This is a genomic window from Dietzia sp. ANT_WB102 (assembly GCF_008369165.1).
In the GTDB taxonomy this organism is placed as follows: Bacteria; Actinomycetota; Actinomycetes; order Mycobacteriales; family Mycobacteriaceae; genus Dietzia.
The window spans coordinates 98804-116086 of sequence record NZ_VOBA01000002.1 but is presented as its reverse complement, the minus strand read 5'-3'; the positions used below and the strand labels follow the sequence as shown (position 1 = coordinate 116086).

The window sequence follows — 17283 nt, the reverse complement described above, 5'->3', positions numbered from 1 at the left end:
GCCCCCTCGGGGCGTCGAAACTGCGTGCTCCCGGCCTCGGATGCAATGCCTAGCCGTAGAAGCTGGCGGCCGGGGGGAGGGATAGGCCCCCTGGGTACCCCGTTGTCCCTGGTCAGCCGTGGTGAACCACGACGGTGACGGGCGCTCTCCCGTCACCGCCGTGGGTGTCACCGGTCAGGCCGGGAGGGTGACCTTCACGACCGCGTCCGCGTTCGGCACGGCGAACCCGACGCCCATGGTGGAGCGGATCATGGTGACGTCCTCACGGAAACCCACGCTGGTGTCCGTGTCGAAGCGGACATCAGTGGACCGGAGCACGAAGGTCTGGGACTTGTCGGTCACCCAGATCACGCCGGGTTCGATGGCCGGGGAGACGATCAGCTCCATCCCCGCCAGCCGTCGCACCTCACCGGAAGCGGACGCGGTGTCCATGTCGATGAGGGACTTACCGGAGTCCGCCGTCTCCTTCACCTGGCGGAGCCGGGTCAGAGTCAGCGGGTTCATGTGGATGGTGGTGGCCTGGTAGTACGCAGCCTCCATCAGACCGGCCGCCATGACCAGCGCGTCGATGGAGTCCACCGTGGTGGGCTCCACCTCCTGGATCCCGGTCAGCGATCCCAGCCCCGCCGGTGCGTTGGGCACCGTGCCGTCACCGTAGAACGCGGCGTCCACCTTCATGGCCGTGTCCCGCGCCATGGACCGTGTGTGGACCTTCACCAGGTCCACGTCTCCGGATAGGACGGCTTCATTCGACACGGCGGTCAGCGCGGCCACCTTCGACAGTCGGACCGGGAGGGTCTCCACGTCGATGGCGCTGGCCACGATTGGGCTGGCCTCGGGCGTCCACGCCGCCGTAGCTCCGGCCCGAAGGACCGGGACCTGGGCCAGGTAGGTCCCCGTGGTGATGAGGGTTCCGGCACGGAACGCGGCGGCCTCGGCCTCCACGCGCTCCACCAGCGCGGTCTTAAACGTCTTCAGTAGCCCCTCATTACCTGGACCGGTAGTGAGGAAGGCGAGATCAGATAGTGCCATGGTGTTGTTCTCCCTGTGGAGGTTGGATACGGGACCGCCGCCGTTCCTTCACCACGCGGGAGGGAGTCGTCCCTCCACCGCTTTGGTGGGCGGCGGTTACTTCTGGTCCCGGTCGGTGTCCACCTCACGGGGGCGGAGCGTCAGCTCCTGGTCGTGCGTCTCACGGCGGTCCTCGGTGTCTTGCCGTGGTGGACCTGATGGGGAGGGTGGCGGCGGTCGTGGCGTCCTGCCCGTACCGCCGCCGTACAACTAACCCCAGAAGCTCCGCCCGTCGGGGAGCACCCCTCACTCTACTCGTGTAGAGACTGGGTGGCTAGGCCACGGCGGAGGCCGCCGAGAACGTGGTCCGCCGGGCCGATCTGCTGGGCATCTTCGGATGCACCAGCGCGAACGTGTGACCGGCGAGAGTCCCGGCCACCTTCGCGCGCGGGCTGGCCTCCACCCACTCCCTGCAGTCCGCCATGACCGGACACCGGCCACAGACGGCCCTGGCGTCCGCGCTGCGGGCCTGGAAGGCCTCCTCCGCCTCTCTGGCCATCCGGGGATCGTGGAGCGGAGCATGGCCCGCACAGGCCGCCCGCGCGGTCCACTCCGGAGGGGTGGGGATGGCTCCGCCGTAGACCGGGACGTGGGCACCTTCCCAGCGTCCGGCGCTCACTCGTCCACCTCGTGGTCGGGGTGAAGGTTCCGCCAGCTGGCGGCCTCGTCTTCGATCTCCCGAAGGGACCACGGCTCCCAGAGGGCCCCGGATACCCGGCCCGCCCCGTTCTCCGTGAGGACGCCCACGGGGGCGTCAGCTGCATCGTCGGCGTTCCAGTCAGCGGCCATCGTCGGCCCCCTCTCCATCCAGGCTGAACGGTTCGTCCAGCGGCATTACCCCGGCCTCCGTGACATGGACGCCATCGTGAACCTCGGCGGAGGCTGGGAAGTTATGACGCCAGGCGTCCACGGCGTCCGCGTGCGTGTTCGCGTAGACCAGGGCGGCCTCCCCCATCGTCAGCATCTCCAGGGGCCGGCCGGGGCCGTGGATCCGCCGCTGGCGTGGTCCATCGTCGGGATTCGGTGGCGGGGGCGTGTAGCTCCCCGCCTCCGGCAGGTGTGCCACGTAGGGCTTCGGCAGGAGCTCCCGAAGCCGGAGGCGTCGGCGTGGGTTCGTGGTCATCGTGCAGCCTCCTCGGTGATTGGTTCCTCCGCCGCCGCCGCAGCGGACAGAACGGGGACGGTGTTGGGTGTTATTACTCGTCTTCCGCCCTTCGTCCCGTCCCCCTTAAGGGGGGGACGGTCCGTCCGGAGAGGGTCATGGACGGTAGCCGGACGGTAATCCGTCCACCCTCTGACCTGCGGATATGAGGCGGCGGGGACGGACTGGGACGGACCTGGGACGGCCCGTCCCGCGTCCTGTTTCCCGGACGGCATCCGTCCACCCTCTGACCTGCGGTTATACCAACCCAGGCGGAGCGATCCGTCCGGGGTCCGTCCACCCCGGAACCGCCCCAGACGGATGGTGGAGGAGCAGGCGTCAGTCCTCATCGTCGTCACCGCCCTGGAGGTCGTCGGCATCATCGTCGGCGTCATCGTCGGCGTCATCGTCTGCGTCATCGTCTGCGGTGTCGATGTGCTCCAGGAGCGACCGTTCCTCCTCCGGCGTGGGAGGCCGGATTTCGTCAGCCCCCATCTCCTCCAGAGCCGCCTGGGTGAGTAGGAACCTGGAGTTTCCGGCCCCCGCCTTCAGGTGCCCCTTCTCCTCCAGGGTTGACCAGTTCTCGTTAAATCGCTTCACCCAGTTGGCGGAGCTGATCTTCAGATCCGGCTCCCCCTGGAGACTTCGTTTGATCTCCTCCTTGGTCCCGCCAGAGGTCCCGTGCTGGAACGTGGACCAGATGATGTAAGCGATCCGCCACCGGATCGCGTCGTCCCCCTGGGAGCCCCGGACTGGCGGCCTGGCGGGGCGAGCGAACGGATCCGCCTTTCCGGCGGTGGCCCTGCGGTCCGTGTCCGCGACCAGGACCACAGAGTCCTGACAGATGTAAGACGTAAACCCCATGTCCGGGTGCTCGGCCGCGTTCTTCTGCTTCGGATTCTGAAGCTTGACCACCCCGCGCCCTCCGCCGGAGACCAGGATCATCTCTGTGTCGATAGCCCCATTCAGAGCGGAGGCCCCACGGGGGCGGTCGGTACCGATGGTGACGTGGTGGATCAGCATGATGCACGCCTTCGTGCCGGTCTTGAGCCGGTCCAAATTCTTCACCAGGACGCCAACCTCGGAGTTGCTGTTCTCCTCCATCCCGGCCGTATAGCGGGCCTGGGTGTCCACGATGACGACCGTGAACCCCTCCTCCTTCACATCGGCGGCCAGACCGTCTACGTCGATCCCCTCCGGGTCATGCAGCTCCAAGGGAAGGTCCAGCCATTCCACAGCCCGCTCAGGGACCCTGGTCTGGTGGTACGCCTCCCAGGCCTTCACACGCTGGTTCAGCCCGGACAGTCCCTCACCGACCAGATAGAGGACCCGGCCCTGACGGACACGGTGTCCGTGCCACGGGGTTCCCGTGGCCACACACAGCGCCATATCCAGGGCCATGAACGTCTTCCCCCGGCCCGGCTCCGACGACATGCGGGCCAGGTTGTCCAGGAAAATCAGCCCGTCGATCACGGGCACGGGCGGTGGGATCTTCTCCAGGGCAGACCGGCCGTAGGCAGAGGCCCGGATCTTCTCCCGGGCGGCGGCTACCGCCTTCTGGCGATCCCTGGCGCGTGCGGCCAGGGTGGCCTGGGAGACGAGGGGGTTACGCTTTCCGCCGCTCCGGGCGCTGCGTGCCAAGGAACTCATCAGCGGCCACCGCCCACGATGTGGATATTGGCTCCCACGGAGCGGGAAGTCATTGTATCGTGGTGGTCAGAGAAGGGGTTCTCGGTAGGGGCCGTCTCACCACTGGTGGGGCGGCCTTCTGCGTTGCTCACGCCTGACCACCACCCTGGAGCCCGGCGGTGCGGATGACGGAGACGATCTTCTGGATCTGCGCGTCTGTCAGGGGCGGGGCTTCGGAGGCCAACTTCTCCGCCTGGTGGGCGATACGCGCGGTGATGAGATCCCGTTCCAGACCGGAATGGTCGGCGTCGGGGTGATGATTGCGGGCGCGGGAGAGACGACCGGCGCATGATGCGACTTCGCGGGTGACGTTAGCCACGGGAACACCTTCCGGACCCCACTACGGAGGTCTAGATAGATGCGATGCTTTCCCGGGTAATCGCGCCCATGGGGGATGACATTTGCCTGAGTCGGCGTCCCCTTCGTTTGTAATTCTGAAGGTACGCGGACCTTGTAGCGGATGCAACGGTTACAGTCGCGGACCGACCACCAGCTCAGCCTCTCCAGCCTCTACGGCCGTAGCCAGAGCCCTGGCGGAGACCTCCAGCCGGGCCTGGCAATTCGGGCAGACCGCCGCCCACCCCGTGCCAGGGAGACCACCGGGGACCTCCGCCCACTCCACGCCAGGGCGGGGTTCGATCCTGCCCACCCTGGGGACATCGTGGTGCCGGTCATGATCTGCGCGGTAGGCCCAGGCAAGGTTCCGGCCGCACTCACACCGGATCTTCACCATCGGCTTGCTGCTTTTACTCATGATCAGCTCCGGTCTTCCAGGTGATAACGACGTCCTCCGGGATGAACCGCCGGGTACCGCCGGTGGACTTGTTGATAGTGACGTTCACCAGAGTCTTCACGACCTCCCGCCGGGCGCGTATGTCCAGCCCCTCCCAGACTTGGGCGGGGTCGGCGGCCGTGGCCAGCGTGGCCACCGTTGGAGAGACTCCGCCAGCCGTGGCGGCCTTCAGTCGTGCCTGGGCCTGGTCTAGCTGCGCGGTAATGCTGGCTTCGATCCGCGCGAACGCGGTAGCGGAGATGGACCCAGACGCGGCGGCCTCGGTGAAGTCCTCCAGGCGGGCGGTCAGAGTGCGGACTTCATCCCGCGCGGCGGCCTGGTCATCGTTTCCCCCGCGCGGGGTCAGGGCAACGGCCGCGTCGGGCCGGGACAACCTGGCCAGGACCACGGCGGTGACTAGCTGGTCCACCAGCTCCGCCCGACGGCCCACACAGTTTTTCTCACAGAGGTAGCGCGGCGACTTCACGGACTTGGGCCCGAAGTATCGGACCGGGGACCCACAGAGACCGCACACGGCCAGCCCGGAGAGGAGGTGCTTGGGCTCCGGCCCCGGGCCGACGTTGCGGGACGGGTCGGTGAGGATGATCTGGAGCCGTTCCCAGTCCTCCAAGGCCACCAGAGCGGGCCAGGCACCGTCCCCGATGATCTCGCCCTGGTGGGTGCGCTTCCCGGCGTAGGAGGCAGAGGAGAGCATGACGCGGAGCCGCTGGGGCCTCCAGGACCCCGCCGCGTTGCGCTGGGTGTCCGGGGCGGGGATCTCACGGCGGTCCAGATCCCGGACCACGGCCCAGAGGGACTCCCCCGCCAGGACCCGGGCCACGATCTCCTGGACCACCGGGGCCTGGTCTGGATCCGGCTCCCACGCCAGCGTCTTCCCGGTCCGGGCATCCTTCACCGGCCGGTAGCCGTACGGGGGACGCCCGGCGGGTCGTCCTTCCTTCGCCGCTGCCCGCTTACCCCGGAGGACACGCTCCCGGATGAGCTCCGCCTCGCGCTCCGCCAGGAGGGCATCCAGCCCCGTGGAGAACCGGGCGTCCCCGGTGTTCAGGTCATAGGTCCGGCCAGAGTAGGACCAGAACACCTCCCGGTCGGCGCACAGATCCCGAAGGGCCACGTACGCGGCCAGGTCACGCTGGGCACGGGACGCCTCCCACGTCACCAGAACGTCCCCGGGCTGGAGAAGGTCCGCCAGACGGCGGTAGCCGGGACGGTCCGCGCCGGACCACCTGGAGGCTCCCCGGTCATTGTCTGTGACGACCTCCGCCACGGGCCAGCCCTGGCGCTCACAGTAGGTCCGGCACTCCGTCTCTTGACTGGTCACGGACCGGCCACCACCGGAGGGGTCCTGAGACACGCGGGTGTAGATGACGGCCCGAAGTGGACCAGCGGGGGCGGGTGAGGAGGTCATGGAGAGGACGCTACTCCGATTAGCAACGGATAACATCACCAGTCGAGGCCGGGGACCCTGTGGCGGTTTCCGGACTGCGCACCGACAATATCGGCATGTCTTTCCACGGCTTCTACCGCCCGACAGGCGGATGACCCCCGCTACCTGCCGCCACACCGACCCGATGACCGGGGTGGTCGCGGAAGTCGGCACCGACGGCGTTCCGGTCGGCCTTGCCCTACCGGCCGAGCTCCTCGACCGCGCCCCGGCGGAGGTGGCGAGGGCGGTCCTGCGCACCCTCACCGTGGCCGCGGGCGACGCCCGCGAGCTGCTGGAGCGTCTCTCCGCGGAGGACTGGGACGAGCAGGACTGGGGCGAACAGGAACGGGACGACGACGAGCTGGGCGGGGCAGTCTGGTGAGCGCTGGCGGACTGGACGTCGAGGCGTTTCTCGATCGGCTGCGCGGCATTGCGGCGGAGTGGGAGTCCGCACACGACCAGCTGGAGACGCTGCGTATCGCGGCGACAAGCCGGGACCGGCTCGCCACCGCCACCGCTGACTCGGGCGGGGCGGTGGTGGATCTCGTGCTGGCACCCGGGTTGCGCAGACACGGTTCGGAGGCGGTCGCGGCGTCAGTCCTCGAGGCCACGTCGGATGCCGTGGTTCAGGCCAACGCGCGTAGGGCAGAGCTTGTCTCGGGGTCAGTTGCGCTCGCGGTGAGCGGCCGCAAACGGGCGGCCGAGGACGCCGCACGGCACTACTCCGGCCCCGCCCCGGTGGGCCGTGGCACCACCTGACCGGCCGTGGATATGCTGATCCGCATGGCCAAGGACATCGTCCCGATCGAGCTCGGTCTCCCGGAGGGAGACGTCACGACCCTCTGGGCACCCAGTTGGCGGGAGGACAACGACGACTGGGAGGCGTTCCTCGGACTAGATGACGACCTCTACGCCTTCGACTCGACGGCCGAACTCCTCGCGCTGATCCGCCGCGGCACGGAGCACGACCTGCAGGACCACCCCTCGTGGGAACAGTTCGCGGGCTCGGACGTGCTCGCATTCCGCGCCGCCGACGAGAACTGCTACGACCTGATCGGTGTCCTCGAACTGTTGGGCGACGATCCGACAGAATCATCTGTCGACGAGATCGACCAGTGCTTCGCGATCGCCCGTTCGATCGGCGAGGTGTGCGGGCTGGACACCGTGACCAAATTCTTCAACGGAAACCCGGTGCTCGCGTCCGTCACGCACGGTATGGACGAGTTCTACGGCCGCGACGGGCTCAAGCTGTGGAAATCCATCCGCAAGACCGTCGCAAAGGGCTGGGACGACGTTCTCGACGCCATCCAGGACGTCCTGACCACCCCCGAGGTCGACCGGGCGGAGGTCGAGCGCGCTCGCCGGGACCTTGAGACCGCGGAAGCCGCGCTGCCCGTACCCGAGCCGGAGCCGGAGCCCGCGCCGACCGGATACCCGGAGGGTGCACTCTGGGAGAGCGTGGGGATCGACCCCGTCAAGATCGTGTTCTCCGATCAGGAGTACCTCAGCCTGCGCTGCTACTTGGGCGACCGACCGGTGTTCCTCGGTGACGGTGACCAGGCGTACGTGTTCACCAGCGCGCGTGGCCTGTCCCGCTTCCTGGCCGACAACGACGACACCACGCTCGCCCGGGTGGCCACCTACGAGCGGGTCAAGATCGCCGCGACCGACGGCAGCCTGGACGTCCACGTCACCGACGACAACACCTACGTCCTGGCCGGACTGGACCGCGACATCGAGGTCGGGCCGGACATGGTCGACTCCGAGCAGGTCGCATTGGCGGTCGAGTTCGTCACAGACCTGGCGAACTACGTCGGTGACGCCGATCTCGAGGCGGCAGTGACGGGCCGCGGGTCGGCGCTACGCCGATTCCTGCACTACGTGCTCAACCCCGATGATGCCAAACTGCTCGAGCCAACCGCCCCGTACGACGACGAGGCATCCGAGTGGCGGGACCTGGTCGACGACGTCGAGAAGCTCGTCACCACGCCCGACATCGCCTGATCGTCCGCCGAGCGCCGGAAAGTCTGCACGCCGCGCCTGGGGGGGGCCGCGACAGGGCACTGCAGCCGGATAACGTGGCCGGGCGCCGAGCCAGTCGGGTCACCAGCTGCGGAGTCGTTCGGCCACCGCGCCGGCGGGGCCGCGATCCGAGCCGGCCCCGAACGCGGCCGCGAGTTCGGCGAGCGCACCGGGCAGACGTTCCTCGGCATTGGCGTGGACCGTGGCGACCACATCGCCGGCGCGAACGTGGTCGCCCTCGACACGGCGCAACACCACGCCGGCGCCCGGATCAACATCCTCTCCTGGGCGGGTCCGACCCGCGCCGGACAACCACGACGCACGGCCGACCCTGAGCGCGTTCCACTGAATCGGGCCCGAGACCGCGGCCCGCAACTGCTCGACGTGGGCGGCCCGCGGAAGCGGCGCCTCTGGGTCTCCCCCCTGGGCGGAGATCATCGCCCGGAAGGAGTCCATCGCCCGCCCGTCGGCCAGCCGGTCCCTCGGATCGGCGTCGTCGATCCCCACCGCTGACAGCGCCTCCGCCGCCAATGCGCAGGTCAGGTCGACCATGTCGGGAGGCCCCCCACCTGCGAGGATCTCCAGACACTCGGCCACCTCGAGCGCGTTGCCCACGGCTCGACCCAACGGGGTGTGGTTGGCGGTCACCAGGGCGCTGGTCCGCACCCCGGAGGCCGCACCGATCGCCACCATCACGCGTGCGAGTTCTCGAGCGTCCGCGGGGTCCGGCCGGAATGCACCGGAGCCGTACTTGACGTCCAATACCAGTGCCCCGGTGCCCTCGGCGATCTTCTTGCTCATGATGGACGCGGCGATCATCGGGATGGACGGCACGGTGCCGGTGACATCCCGCAGCGCGTAGAGCGCGCGGTCGGCGGGGGCGAGGTCGGGCCCCGCGGAGCAGATCACCGCCCCGGTGCGCGCCAGCACGGTTCTCATCTCGCTGGCGTCGAGATCCGCGCGCCAGCCGGGGATCGACTCGAGCTTGTCGAGGGTTCCACCGGTGTGGCCGAGCCCCCGGCCGGACAATTGCGGCACCGCGACGTCCCAGGTCGCCAGGAGCGGGGTCAGTACGAGAGTGATCGCGTCGCCCACCCCGCCGGTGGAGTGCTTGTCAACAGTGGGCACCACCGCGCCGCCGCGGGTCAGCCCGGACAGGTCCATCCTGGTGCCGGAGCCCACCATCGCCGAAGTCCACCGGGTGATCTCCGGATCCGTCATCCCGCGGAAGTAGATCGCCATCGCGAGCGCGGACATCTGCTCTGGTGCGACCACCCCGCGGGTGAACCCGTCGACTATCCAGTCGATCTCGTCGTCGTCGAGTTCCCGCCCGTCCCTCTTTGCCTCGATGATCCGCACGGCGTCGTGGCCCGCGCTCACGCCAGATCTCCTGGCCCGAAGGCGTCCGGCAGGAGGTCACCGAGGGGAACCGCGCCGCGCGCGGTGTGGACCACCAGTGACGGGCCGCCGTGTTCGTGGAGAAGTTGCCGACACCGCCCGCACGGCGCGAGGGGCTCGCCGGCGTGGGAGACGACGACGATCTCGAGCAGTCGCCCACCGCCGGTGCGGTGGAGGTCGGACACGAGTGAGCACTCCGCGCACAGCGTGAGGCCGTAGGACGCGTTCTCGACGTTGCACCCGACGACGATCCGCACCCGCCCGTCGGAGTCACCGGCAGGTTGATCCGCGTCCGGGCCGACGGCCAGGCCGGCCGCCCCCACCCCCAGGCCGGAGTACGGACGGTAAGCGCCGAGGGCGGCACTGCGGGCGGCCGCGGTGAGACTGTCGACATTTGCGCTGTGTTGCGCTGCGGTTTCATCCTGCGTCACGTCGATTTACCCTTCGGTAACTTCGTTTAGGGTCCCCTAACAGGCAGAACCCGTCTAAACTACGGTACCCACCCTGGTTTTCGTCAGTCAGATCTCAGGTCTAAAGTCCTAGTAGGCGCCCGCTGTGCTCTCGGGCAAGGAACGCGCGCCGATGGCATCAGGCCCAGACGATTCGGAGGCACGACAAGCCCATGAGTATTGCGCAGGCGCCGGCGCGTCCGGCCCCCACAAAGAAGCTCAACATCTACAAGGGTGACCCGGGGATGTGGGCGTGGGTCGCCCACCGTATCTCCGGCGTCGCGATCTTCTTCTTCCTCTTCGTCCACGTGCTTGACACCGCACTGGTCACGGTGAGCCCGGAGAGTTACAACGCGGTCATCGACTCGTACAAGACCCCGATCGTCGGCCTCATGGAGATCGGACTCGTCGCGCTCGTGCTCTTCCACGGGCTCAACGGTCTCCGGATCGTCCTTATCGACTTCTGGTCGAAGGGCCCGAAGTACCAGCGCCAGATGCTGTGGACGGTCCTCGCGATCTGGGTCGTGGTGTTCGCCGCCGCGACCGCGCGCCTTCTCTTCATCCTCTTCGAGCACCTCTAAGGAGAACGATCACCATGGCAGACGCACCTGTTCTCCAGACCTCCTACGACCGGCCGGCCTCCCTGGCGCAGCCGCGCTCGCCCCGCACGCGCTCGCGCGGCAACTTCGAGCGCACCGCATGGATCTTCATGCGCTATTCAGGCGTCGCGCTGGTCATCCTCACTATCGGTCACCTCACGGTCGGCCTGATGATCGGCGACGGTGTCCACCGCATCGACTGGGCATACGTCGCCGATCGTTGGCAGAGCCCGTTCTGGGCGACCTGGGACCTTCTCATGCTCTGGTTGGCGATGCTGCACGGCGCCAACGGTGTCCGCACTGTGATCGCGGACTACTCGCGCAAGGACTCGACCAGGTTCTGGCTCCACTCGATCCTGTTCGTCGCGACCTTCCTCGTCCTGGTCCTGGGCACCTACGCCATCTTCGGCCTCGCCTACGACATCTGATCGACGGCTGCGGACTCCCCATTCTTCGAAAGCGAGCACTGAGAAACCCATGACCGATCGTCAGGTCCACCAGCATCAGTACGACGTCGTGATCGTCGGGGCCGGCGGCGCAGGTATGCGCGCGGCCATCGAGGCGGGCCCGCGTACCCGTACCGCGGTCCTCACCAAGCTCTACCCCACCCGCTCCCACACCGGTGCCGCCCAGGGCGGCATGTGTGCCGCCTTGGCGAACGTCGAGGAGGACAACTGGGAGTGGCACACGTTCGACACGGTCAAGGGCGGCGACTACCTCGTCGACCAGGACGCCGCGGAGATCATGGCCAAGGAGGCCATCACCGCCGTCATCGACCTGGAGAACATGGGCCTGCCGTTCAACCGCACGCCCGAGGGCAAGATCGACCAGCGTCGCTTCGGCGGCCACACCCGTGATCACGGCAAGGCACCCGTGCGTCGCGCGTGCTACGCGGCCGACCGCACGGGCCACATGATCCTGCAGACCCTCTACCAGAACTGCGTCAAGCACGATGTCGAGTTCTTCAACGAGTTCTACGTTCTTGACCTGTGCCTGACCGAGACCCCCGAGGGGCCCGTCGCCACCGGCTGCGTCGCCTACGAGCTCGCCTCCGGCGACCTGCACGTCTTCCACTCCAAGGCCACTGTGTTCGCCACGGGCGGCTCCGGCCGGATGTACAAGACGACCTCCAACGCCCACACCCTCACCGGTGACGGAATGGCCGTGGTCTTCCGCAAGGGCCTGCCCCTGGAGGACATGGAGTTCCACCAGTTCCACCCGACCGGCCTCGCCGGCCTGGGCATCCTCATCTCCGAGGCCGTCCGTGGTGAGGGCGGCATCCTGCGCAACGTCGACGGTGAGCGCTTCATGGAGCGCTACGCCCCCACCATCAAGGACCTGGCGCCCCGTGACATCGTCGCCCGCTCGATGGTGCTCGAGGTCCGTGAGGGCCGCGGCGCCGGCCCCGAGAAGGACTACGTCTACATCGACGTGACCCACCTCGGTGCGGACGTGCTCGAGGAGAAGCTGCCCGACATCACCGAGTTCTCGCGCACCTACCTCGGCGTGGACCCGGTGACCGAGCTCGTGCCGGTCTTCCCCACCTGCCACTACGTCATGGGCGGCATCCCGACCAACGTCCGGGGCGAGGTGCTGCGCAACTCCTCGGACGTCGTCCCCGGCCTGTACGCTGCAGGCGAATGTGCCTGCGTGTCCGTCCACGGCTCGAACCGACTGGGCACCAACTCGCTGCTGGACATCAACGTCTTCGGCCGCCGCGCTGGCATCGCCGCCGCGGAGTACGCTGCGGGACATGAGTTCGTCGAGCTCCCCAGTGAGCCCGAGAAGATGGTGCGCGAATGGATGGAGCGCATGTTGGCTCCCCACGGCAAGGAGAACGCGGCCGATATCCGCAGCGAGATGCAGGCCATGATGGACGACAAGGCGTCGGTGTACCGCACCGAGCAGTCGCTCACCGAGGCCCGTGAAGAGCTGCGGGCTCTCAAGGCCCGCTACGCCGACGTCACCGTCAGCGACAAGGGCAAGCGTTTCAACACCGAGCTCCTGGAGGCCATCGAACTGGGCTTCCTGCTGGAGCTGGCGGAGGTCACCGTCGTGGGTGCCCTCAACCGGAAGGAATCCCGCGGCGGCCACGCCCGCGAGGATTACCCGGACCGCAACGACGCCGAGTACATGAAGCACACGATGGCGTACAAGGAGGACGGTCTCGACCTGCTCTCCGACATCCGGCTGGATTGGAAGCCGGTTGTGCAGACCCGCTACGAGCCGATGGAGCGTAAGTACTGATGACCACCGCAGTCGACACCACCAAGGCGAACGACGGCAAGGAACCGAACGCCAATCGTCCCGTGCCGCCCGGTTCGACCATGGTCACGCTGAAGATCGCCCGGTTCAATCCGGAGGATCCGGACTCGGCGGGCTGGAAGGAGTACGAGGTCCCGACACTGCCGTCGGACCGTCTGCTCAACCTCCTGATGTACGTCAAGAACTACATCGACGGATCGCTCGCATTCCGTCGGTCATGTGCGCACGGCGTCTGTGGCTCGGACGCCATGCAGGTCAACGGCGTCAACCGCCTGGCGTGCAAGGTCCTCATGAAGGACATGCTCCCCAAGGACGGTAAGCCCATCACCATCACGATCGCCCCGATCCGCGGGCTGCCAGTGGAGAAGGACCTGTACGTCGACATGGAGCCGTTCTTCAAGTCGTACCGCGACGTCATGCCGTACCTCATCACGTCCGGCAACCAGCCGACCGCCGAGCGCATCCAGTCGCCCACCGACCGCGCCCGCTTCGACGACACCACCAAGTGCATCCTCTGCGCCTGCTGCACGAGCTCCTGCCCCGTGTTCTGGGCCGACGGGTCGTACTTTGGGCCGGCCGCGATCGTCAACGCGCACCGGTTCATCTTCGACTCCCGTGACGAGGGCGCCGCCGAGCGGCTGGAGATCCTCAATGACGCCGAGGGCGTGTGGCGTTGCCGCACCACCTTCAACTGCACCGACGCGTGCCCCCGTGGCATTCAGGTGACTCAGGCGATCCAGGAGGTCAAGCGCGCACTGCTGTTCGCGCGCTGATCTGACGGGTCCACGGCGCTCCGGCACCGTGACGCCGCACCGGCGGGGCCGCTCCTCCACTGACGGAGGATGCGGCCCCGCCGTTATTTCCCGTCAAGAGCAGAGCCCCATCAGCCGCAGCACCCCTCCGGAACAGCCGGCTCCGTCGCCCGCCAGCGGGTCCGCCCCCGAGCGTCCCCGGCCGGACGTAGACTCAGCACCCGTGACCAGCATCCGACGACGGCCCGTCCAGCGAGCCGCCGGCCTCGTGACCGCAGCCCTCGTCGCGCTGGCGCCGCTCGCCACAGCGGGTCCCGCCGCAGCCGTTGAGCCCAACCCGGACATTCCGCTGACCGAGCCGCCGCCGGTCGCAGTGTTGCCGTCCACCACGTCGTCGTCGTATTTCGACACCCCCCGCGACATCACCGGGTGCCCATACCGCACCGCCCCGCCCGCTCCCGTCGACGAGTCGGAGGTCCCTCTACCCGGGCGCACGTCACCGACCCCTCCCCCCGTCCCGGACAGCCCGCCGGGGGGTGACACGCTTGCCGGCTGCGAGATCGTGGCGCCCGACCACTTCGAGGTGCCCCGCGACGTCACAGCCAGCTCGTGGCTGATCTCCGACCTGGACACCGGCGAGATCGTGGCGGCCAAAGATCCCCACGGGCGGTACCGTCCCGCCAGCACCATCAAGACACTGCTCGCCTCCGTCGTCCTCGACGCTCTTGACCGGGACCAGATCATCGAGGTCACTGACGCTGACCTCGAGGGTGCCGAGGGGAGCCTGGTTGGAATCGGCCCCGGCGGAAAGTACACCGTGGGGCGACTCCTCAGCGGGCTCCTCATGTCGTCGGGCAATGACGCGGCCGTGGTGCTCGCACACCAGTTGGGTGGGATCGAGCAGACGATCGCCGCAATGAACGCCCACGCCGCCGAGATCGGCGCGCGCAGTACTTACGTCGCGACGGTGAACGGGCTGGACGGTCCGGGCATGATGTCCACGGCCTACGACATGTCGCTGATCTTTCGCGATGCGATGACCCGACCCGCGTTCGCGGAGACCGTCGCCACGGAGTCCACTGGATTCCCCGGATATCCCGCCGGCGAGGGCGCGGAGCCTCCGGATCCCGCGGCGGCGTCGGAATACACCGGCCCGACGATGCGCGGGGACGGCGTCGTGGTCAACCCCGGTTTCGTCCTGGGTAACGACAATCAACTGCTCTACAACTACCCCGGAGCGCTCGGCGGCAAGACCGGTTTCACCGACGACGCCCGCCACACCTTCATCGGTGCGGCCGAGCGCAACGGGCGACGGCTCGCGGTGGTTTTGCTCGACGGCACCCGCGTGCCCAGCCCGCCGTGGCAGCAGGCGGCCGCGCTGTTGGACGCGGGTTTTGCGGCCGCAGGCGCGGACCCGGTGGGATTTCTCGATTCGGGGCAGCAGGAGTCCAGCGACGACGGGACCACACACCTGGCCTCCGGCCCGCTCGGTGCAGCGGGACAGCCGGACGCCGCGGTGGTCGACAAGTCGGTGCTCGGGCGCTACGCCCCGTGGCTGGCGGTGGGCGCGGCCGGGCTCGTCGTGCTGGTCGGGGCCGTGCTCACGCTGAGGTCGCGGAACTAGCCCGCCGAGCTGATCCCCCGCCGGTCCACCCCTCGCGAGCGGCGGACCGTCAGGATCCGGTCGCCGCGCCGGCGAGGATGATCCGCAATCGCCCGGCGCACCCGTCGACCGCGGAGCGCTCGTCGTCACCGACCGCCACCTCCAAGAGAACCCGGAGGAGGACGACGACGACGAGGTCGGCCGCGATGTCCACGGAGGTGTCGTCCGCTCCGGCGAGCGTCTCGAGCCGGCCCAGGGTGATCCCCAGCCGCCGGCGGGCGGAATCGACGGCCGCCGCGAGCACCCGATGGTCGGGGTGGGCGGTGTCGACCAGCCCGCGCGCGAGCATCGCCCAGGTCTGCGGATCCCGGGTGGCGGCGGCGGTGGCCAGGCGGGGCCAGGTGGTGACCGGGTCGTCGGTCGCGGTGGAGATGAGCTCGTCGATGAACGAGGCGAGAGCGTCGGCCGCTCCCACCGCGAGCTCCGAGGCGAGGTCGTCGACGGACTCGAAGTGCCGGTAGAAGGCCGTGGGGACGATGCCGGCCTCGCGCGCCAGCTCGCGAACGACGAGCCCGCTGAAGCCGCGGGTGGCTACCGCCTCTCGACCCGCCCCAACGATGAGTGCACGGGTGTGCCGCTTCTGCTCAGCGCGGGTCCTGGGGATGCTCACGAGCTTTACTCTACTGGTGGCCAGCACCGATTGCCCCCGCCGCAGCTCCACGTCGGATCGTTGCTTGGGGTGCAGATCACCCCTCTTCCCATTTGAGAGAACAGATGTACACTCAGATGCGTCCGGTGGTCGAACCGGACGGATGCAACTCCCGAACGCGACAGCGCCGACCCGGTGCGAGGCGCGATGAACTTTGAGGAGCAACCGCGTCCGACGGCGACCGACCACACCGACCCACATCCTCAACGGAGGTCCACATGACCGCTCCGCCCATCCGCCGACTCTTCTCCCGACGCCTCACCCGTACCCTGCTCACCCCACACCCGGTCGAGCACTACGTCCGCTCCCTGGGCGTGGATTGGTCCGACGACCCGACAGGGACGACCGTCGTGGCCGTCGAGCGTCCGGTCACGGACGTCACCGTCCTCACCTTGCGGCTGCCCTCCGGGGTCAACCGGCCGGCCCCGGGCGCCGCGCTCGAGATCGGCGTGGTGGTAGACGGCGTCATCCACCGCCGCCACTACTCCCCCGTCGATCCCGCATCCCGCCGCGACGGTCTGGCGACCATCGCCGTCCGCCGTCACCCCGACGGCGTGGTGTCGAACTACCTCTGGGACCGTGCCGAACCCGGGATGCGACTGCTCCTCGGCAGCCCGGTGGGCGAGATGTCGCTGCCGGAGGCCCGCCCGGCCGACGTGCTGCTCATCAGCGGCGGCAGCGGCATCACCCCGATGCTGTCGATCGCCTCGACCTTGGCGGCGGAAAGTCACTGTAGTGACGACCACAAGGCGAACGGAGCGAACGGCCGTGTCGCGTGGCTGCACTATGCCCGTCGCGTCCGGGACGTGCCGTTCCGGGGGCAACTCCGTGAGCTATCCCGGGCGGGTGTGACGGTCCGCGTGGTCCCCACGGCCGATGGGACGACCCCCGACGGCATGTCCGGCCACCTCACCTCCGACCATCTCGAGGTCGTCGCACCGTGGCACGATGGCGCCACCGTGTTCCTATGCGGGCCCGAGGGGCTGGCCGTGGGACTCGAGGAGGCGCTCGGGGCGGAGCGGTTCTCCGGCATCCTGCGGGAGCGCTTCACCTCGTCGGCCGGCCCGGTGCCGGACGGCGACGGCGGCACCGTCACCCACCTGCGCAGTGGCGTCACCGTCCGGAACGAGGGGACGACCCTCCTCGAGGGTGCCGAGGCCGCGGGCCTGAGCCCCCAGCACGGCTGCCGGATGGGCATCTGCCACACCTGCACCGCCGTGCGCGTCTCCGGCACCACCCGCGATCTGCGCACCGGCGAGGTCGACGCCACACCCAATTGCCACGTCCAGATCTGCGTCAACGCACCCGTCGGCGACGTCGAGATCGAGCTCTAGAACTCCCATCCCCACCCGCCCGGAACACCCCG

General features: G+C 68.6%; 19 protein-coding genes. 9 read left to right on the top strand and 10 right to left on the bottom strand.

Features of this window, described 5'->3' with window-relative positions; genetic code table 11:
* Positions 1-174: 174 nt before the first annotated feature.
* The 7 genes from FQ137_RS12230 to FQ137_RS12205 all read right to left on the bottom strand — a co-directional run bounded on the left by FQ137_RS12230 (position 175) and on the right by FQ137_RS12205 (position 6102).
* The gene (locus FQ137_RS12230) at positions 175-1032 is read right to left on the bottom strand and encodes a phage major capsid protein (protein ID WP_149292913.1); all 858 of its coding nucleotides are present in this window, start codon (positions 1030-1032) and stop codon (positions 175-177) included.
* Positions 1033-1345: 313 nt separating this feature from the next.
* A complete protein-coding gene (locus tag FQ137_RS12225) occupies positions 1346-1690 on the bottom strand; it encodes a WhiB family transcriptional regulator (RefSeq protein WP_188065015.1) in 345 nt (114 codons plus the stop codon).
* Positions 1687-1860 (bottom strand): hypothetical protein, encoded by a 174-nt coding sequence (locus tag FQ137_RS15400; protein WP_188065012.1) that lies wholly within the window; start codon positions 1858-1860, stop codon positions 1687-1689. The genes FQ137_RS12225 and FQ137_RS15400 overlap by 4 nt, the downstream gene beginning before the upstream one ends.
* Positions 1850-2194 (bottom strand): hypothetical protein, encoded by a 345-nt coding sequence (locus FQ137_RS12220; RefSeq protein WP_149292911.1) that lies wholly within the window; start codon positions 2192-2194, stop codon positions 1850-1852. Before FQ137_RS12220 ends, FQ137_RS15400 begins: the two co-directional genes overlap by 11 nt.
* A gap of 357 nt (positions 2195-2551) precedes the next feature.
* Entirely contained in the window at positions 2552-3862 is a 1311-nt protein-coding gene (locus FQ137_RS12215) for an AAA family ATPase (RefSeq protein WP_149292910.1), read from the bottom strand.
* A gap of 127 nt (positions 3863-3989) precedes the next feature.
* The gene (locus tag FQ137_RS12210; protein WP_149292909.1) at positions 3990-4220 is read right to left on the bottom strand and encodes a hypothetical protein; all 231 of its coding nucleotides are present in this window, start codon (positions 4218-4220) and stop codon (positions 3990-3992) included.
* A 427-nt stretch (positions 4221-4647) separates the two neighbouring features.
* Complete coding sequence (locus FQ137_RS12205) at positions 4648-6102, bottom strand: recombinase family protein (protein ID WP_149292908.1); 1455 nt, start codon at positions 6100-6102, stop codon at positions 4648-4650.
* Positions 6103-6232: 130 nt separating this feature from the next.
* Here FQ137_RS12205 and FQ137_RS12200 point away from each other — a divergent pair, with 130 nt between their 5' ends.
* From FQ137_RS12200 to FQ137_RS12190, 3 genes are read left to right on the top strand one after another with little or no spacing between them, the layout of a single operon-like run.
* Positions 6233-6502 carry a hypothetical protein gene (locus tag FQ137_RS12200; RefSeq protein WP_149292907.1) on the top strand — a complete coding sequence of 90 codons (270 nt, stop codon included), beginning with the start codon at positions 6233-6235 and terminating at the stop codon, positions 6500-6502.
* The gene (locus FQ137_RS12195; protein WP_149292906.1) at positions 6499-6879 is read left to right on the top strand and encodes a YbaB/EbfC family nucleoid-associated protein; all 381 of its coding nucleotides are present in this window, start codon (positions 6499-6501) and stop codon (positions 6877-6879) included. The genes FQ137_RS12200 and FQ137_RS12195 overlap by 4 nt, the downstream gene beginning before the upstream one ends.
* 24 nt (positions 6880-6903) lie before the next feature.
* Positions 6904-8124 (top strand): primosomal protein, encoded by a 1221-nt coding sequence (locus tag FQ137_RS12190; protein ID WP_188065010.1) that lies wholly within the window; start codon positions 6904-6906, stop codon positions 8122-8124.
* Positions 8125-8223: 99 nt separating this feature from the next.
* On the opposite strand, the gene FQ137_RS12185 is transcribed toward FQ137_RS12190, so the two are convergent.
* Both FQ137_RS12185 and FQ137_RS12180 read right to left on the bottom strand, forming a co-directional pair.
* Positions 8224-9522: a thymidine phosphorylase gene (locus FQ137_RS12185; RefSeq protein WP_149292905.1), complete on the bottom strand. Its 1299-nt coding sequence runs from the start codon at positions 9520-9522 to the stop codon at positions 8224-8226.
* Positions 9519-9971: a cytidine deaminase gene (locus FQ137_RS12180; RefSeq protein ID WP_149292904.1), complete on the bottom strand. Its 453-nt coding sequence runs from the start codon at positions 9969-9971 to the stop codon at positions 9519-9521. Before FQ137_RS12180 ends, FQ137_RS12185 begins: the two co-directional genes overlap by 4 nt.
* A gap of 191 nt (positions 9972-10162) precedes the next feature.
* Between FQ137_RS12180 and sdhC the strand changes: the two genes are divergently transcribed.
* The 5 genes from sdhC (at position 10163) to FQ137_RS12155 (ending at position 15229) form a co-directional block, all read left to right on the top strand.
* Positions 10163-10570: a succinate dehydrogenase, cytochrome b556 subunit gene (gene sdhC / locus FQ137_RS12175; RefSeq protein ID WP_149292903.1), complete on the top strand. Its 408-nt coding sequence runs from the start codon at positions 10163-10165 to the stop codon at positions 10568-10570.
* Between the two features lie 14 nt (positions 10571-10584).
* The gene (locus FQ137_RS12170; RefSeq protein ID WP_149292902.1) at positions 10585-11016 is read left to right on the top strand and encodes a succinate dehydrogenase hydrophobic membrane anchor subunit; all 432 of its coding nucleotides are present in this window, start codon (positions 10585-10587) and stop codon (positions 11014-11016) included.
* 49 nt (positions 11017-11065) lie between these two features.
* Positions 11066-12835 carry a succinate dehydrogenase flavoprotein subunit gene (gene sdhA, locus FQ137_RS12165; RefSeq protein ID WP_149292901.1) on the top strand — a complete coding sequence of 590 codons (1770 nt, stop codon included), beginning with the start codon at positions 11066-11068 and terminating at the stop codon, positions 12833-12835.
* A complete protein-coding gene (locus FQ137_RS12160) occupies positions 12835-13626 on the top strand; it encodes a succinate dehydrogenase iron-sulfur subunit (protein ID WP_149292900.1) in 792 nt (263 codons plus the stop codon). The genes sdhA and FQ137_RS12160 overlap by 1 nt, the downstream gene beginning before the upstream one ends.
* Positions 13627-13828: 202 nt before the next feature.
* Positions 13829-15229, top strand: a complete 1401-nt coding sequence (locus FQ137_RS12155; RefSeq protein WP_149292899.1) for a D-alanyl-D-alanine carboxypeptidase family protein — start codon at positions 13829-13831, stop codon at positions 15227-15229.
* A 49-nt stretch (positions 15230-15278) separates the two neighbouring features.
* Here the strand turns inward: FQ137_RS12155 and FQ137_RS12150 are convergent, their stop codons facing one another.
* Positions 15279-15878 carry a TetR/AcrR family transcriptional regulator gene (locus FQ137_RS12150; RefSeq protein ID WP_149292898.1) on the bottom strand — a complete coding sequence of 200 codons (600 nt, stop codon included), beginning with the start codon at positions 15876-15878 and terminating at the stop codon, positions 15279-15281.
* Positions 15879-16135: 257 nt separating this feature from the next.
* Between FQ137_RS12150 and FQ137_RS12145 the strand changes: the two genes are divergently transcribed.
* A complete protein-coding gene (locus tag FQ137_RS12145; protein WP_149292897.1) occupies positions 16136-17251 on the top strand; it encodes a flavin reductase family protein in 1116 nt (371 codons plus the stop codon).
* The last annotated feature ends 32 nt before the right edge of the window (positions 17252-17283 follow it).

Bases quoted from the DNA above. Each gene is read 5' to 3' on its own strand.
- FQ137_RS15400 (WP_188065012.1), bottom strand. From the start codon at position 1,860: ATGGCCGCTGACTGGAACGCCGACGATGCAGCTGACGCCCCCGTGGGC.
- FQ137_RS12215 (WP_149292910.1), bottom strand. From the start codon at position 3,862: ATGAGTTCCTTGGCACGCAGCGCCCGGAGCGGCGGAAAGCGTAACCCC.
- FQ137_RS12230 (WP_149292913.1), bottom strand. From the start codon at position 1,032: ATGGCACTATCTGATCTCGCCTTCCTCACTACCGGTCCAGGTAATGAG.
- FQ137_RS12205 (WP_149292908.1), bottom strand. From the start codon at position 6,102: ATGACCTCCTCACCCGCCCCCGCTGGTCCACTTCGGGCCGTCATCTAC.
- sdhC (WP_149292903.1), top strand. From the start codon at position 10,163: ATGAGTATTGCGCAGGCGCCGGCGCGTCCGGCCCCCACAAAGAAGCTC.
- sdhA (WP_149292901.1), top strand. From the start codon at position 11,066: ATGACCGATCGTCAGGTCCACCAGCATCAGTACGACGTCGTGATCGTC.
- FQ137_RS12160 (WP_149292900.1), top strand. From the start codon at position 12,835: ATGACCACCGCAGTCGACACCACCAAGGCGAACGACGGCAAGGAACCG.
- FQ137_RS12190 (WP_188065010.1), top strand. From the start codon at position 6,904: ATGGCCAAGGACATCGTCCCGATCGAGCTCGGTCTCCCGGAGGGAGAC.
- FQ137_RS12145 (WP_149292897.1), top strand. From the start codon at position 16,136: ATGACCGCTCCGCCCATCCGCCGACTCTTCTCCCGACGCCTCACCCGT.
- FQ137_RS12170 (WP_149292902.1), top strand. From the start codon at position 10,585: ATGGCAGACGCACCTGTTCTCCAGACCTCCTACGACCGGCCGGCCTCC.
- FQ137_RS12220 (WP_149292911.1), bottom strand. From the start codon at position 2,194: ATGACCACGAACCCACGCCGACGCCTCCGGCTTCGGGAGCTCCTGCCG.
- FQ137_RS12200 (WP_149292907.1), top strand. From the start codon at position 6,233: ATGACCCCCGCTACCTGCCGCCACACCGACCCGATGACCGGGGTGGTC.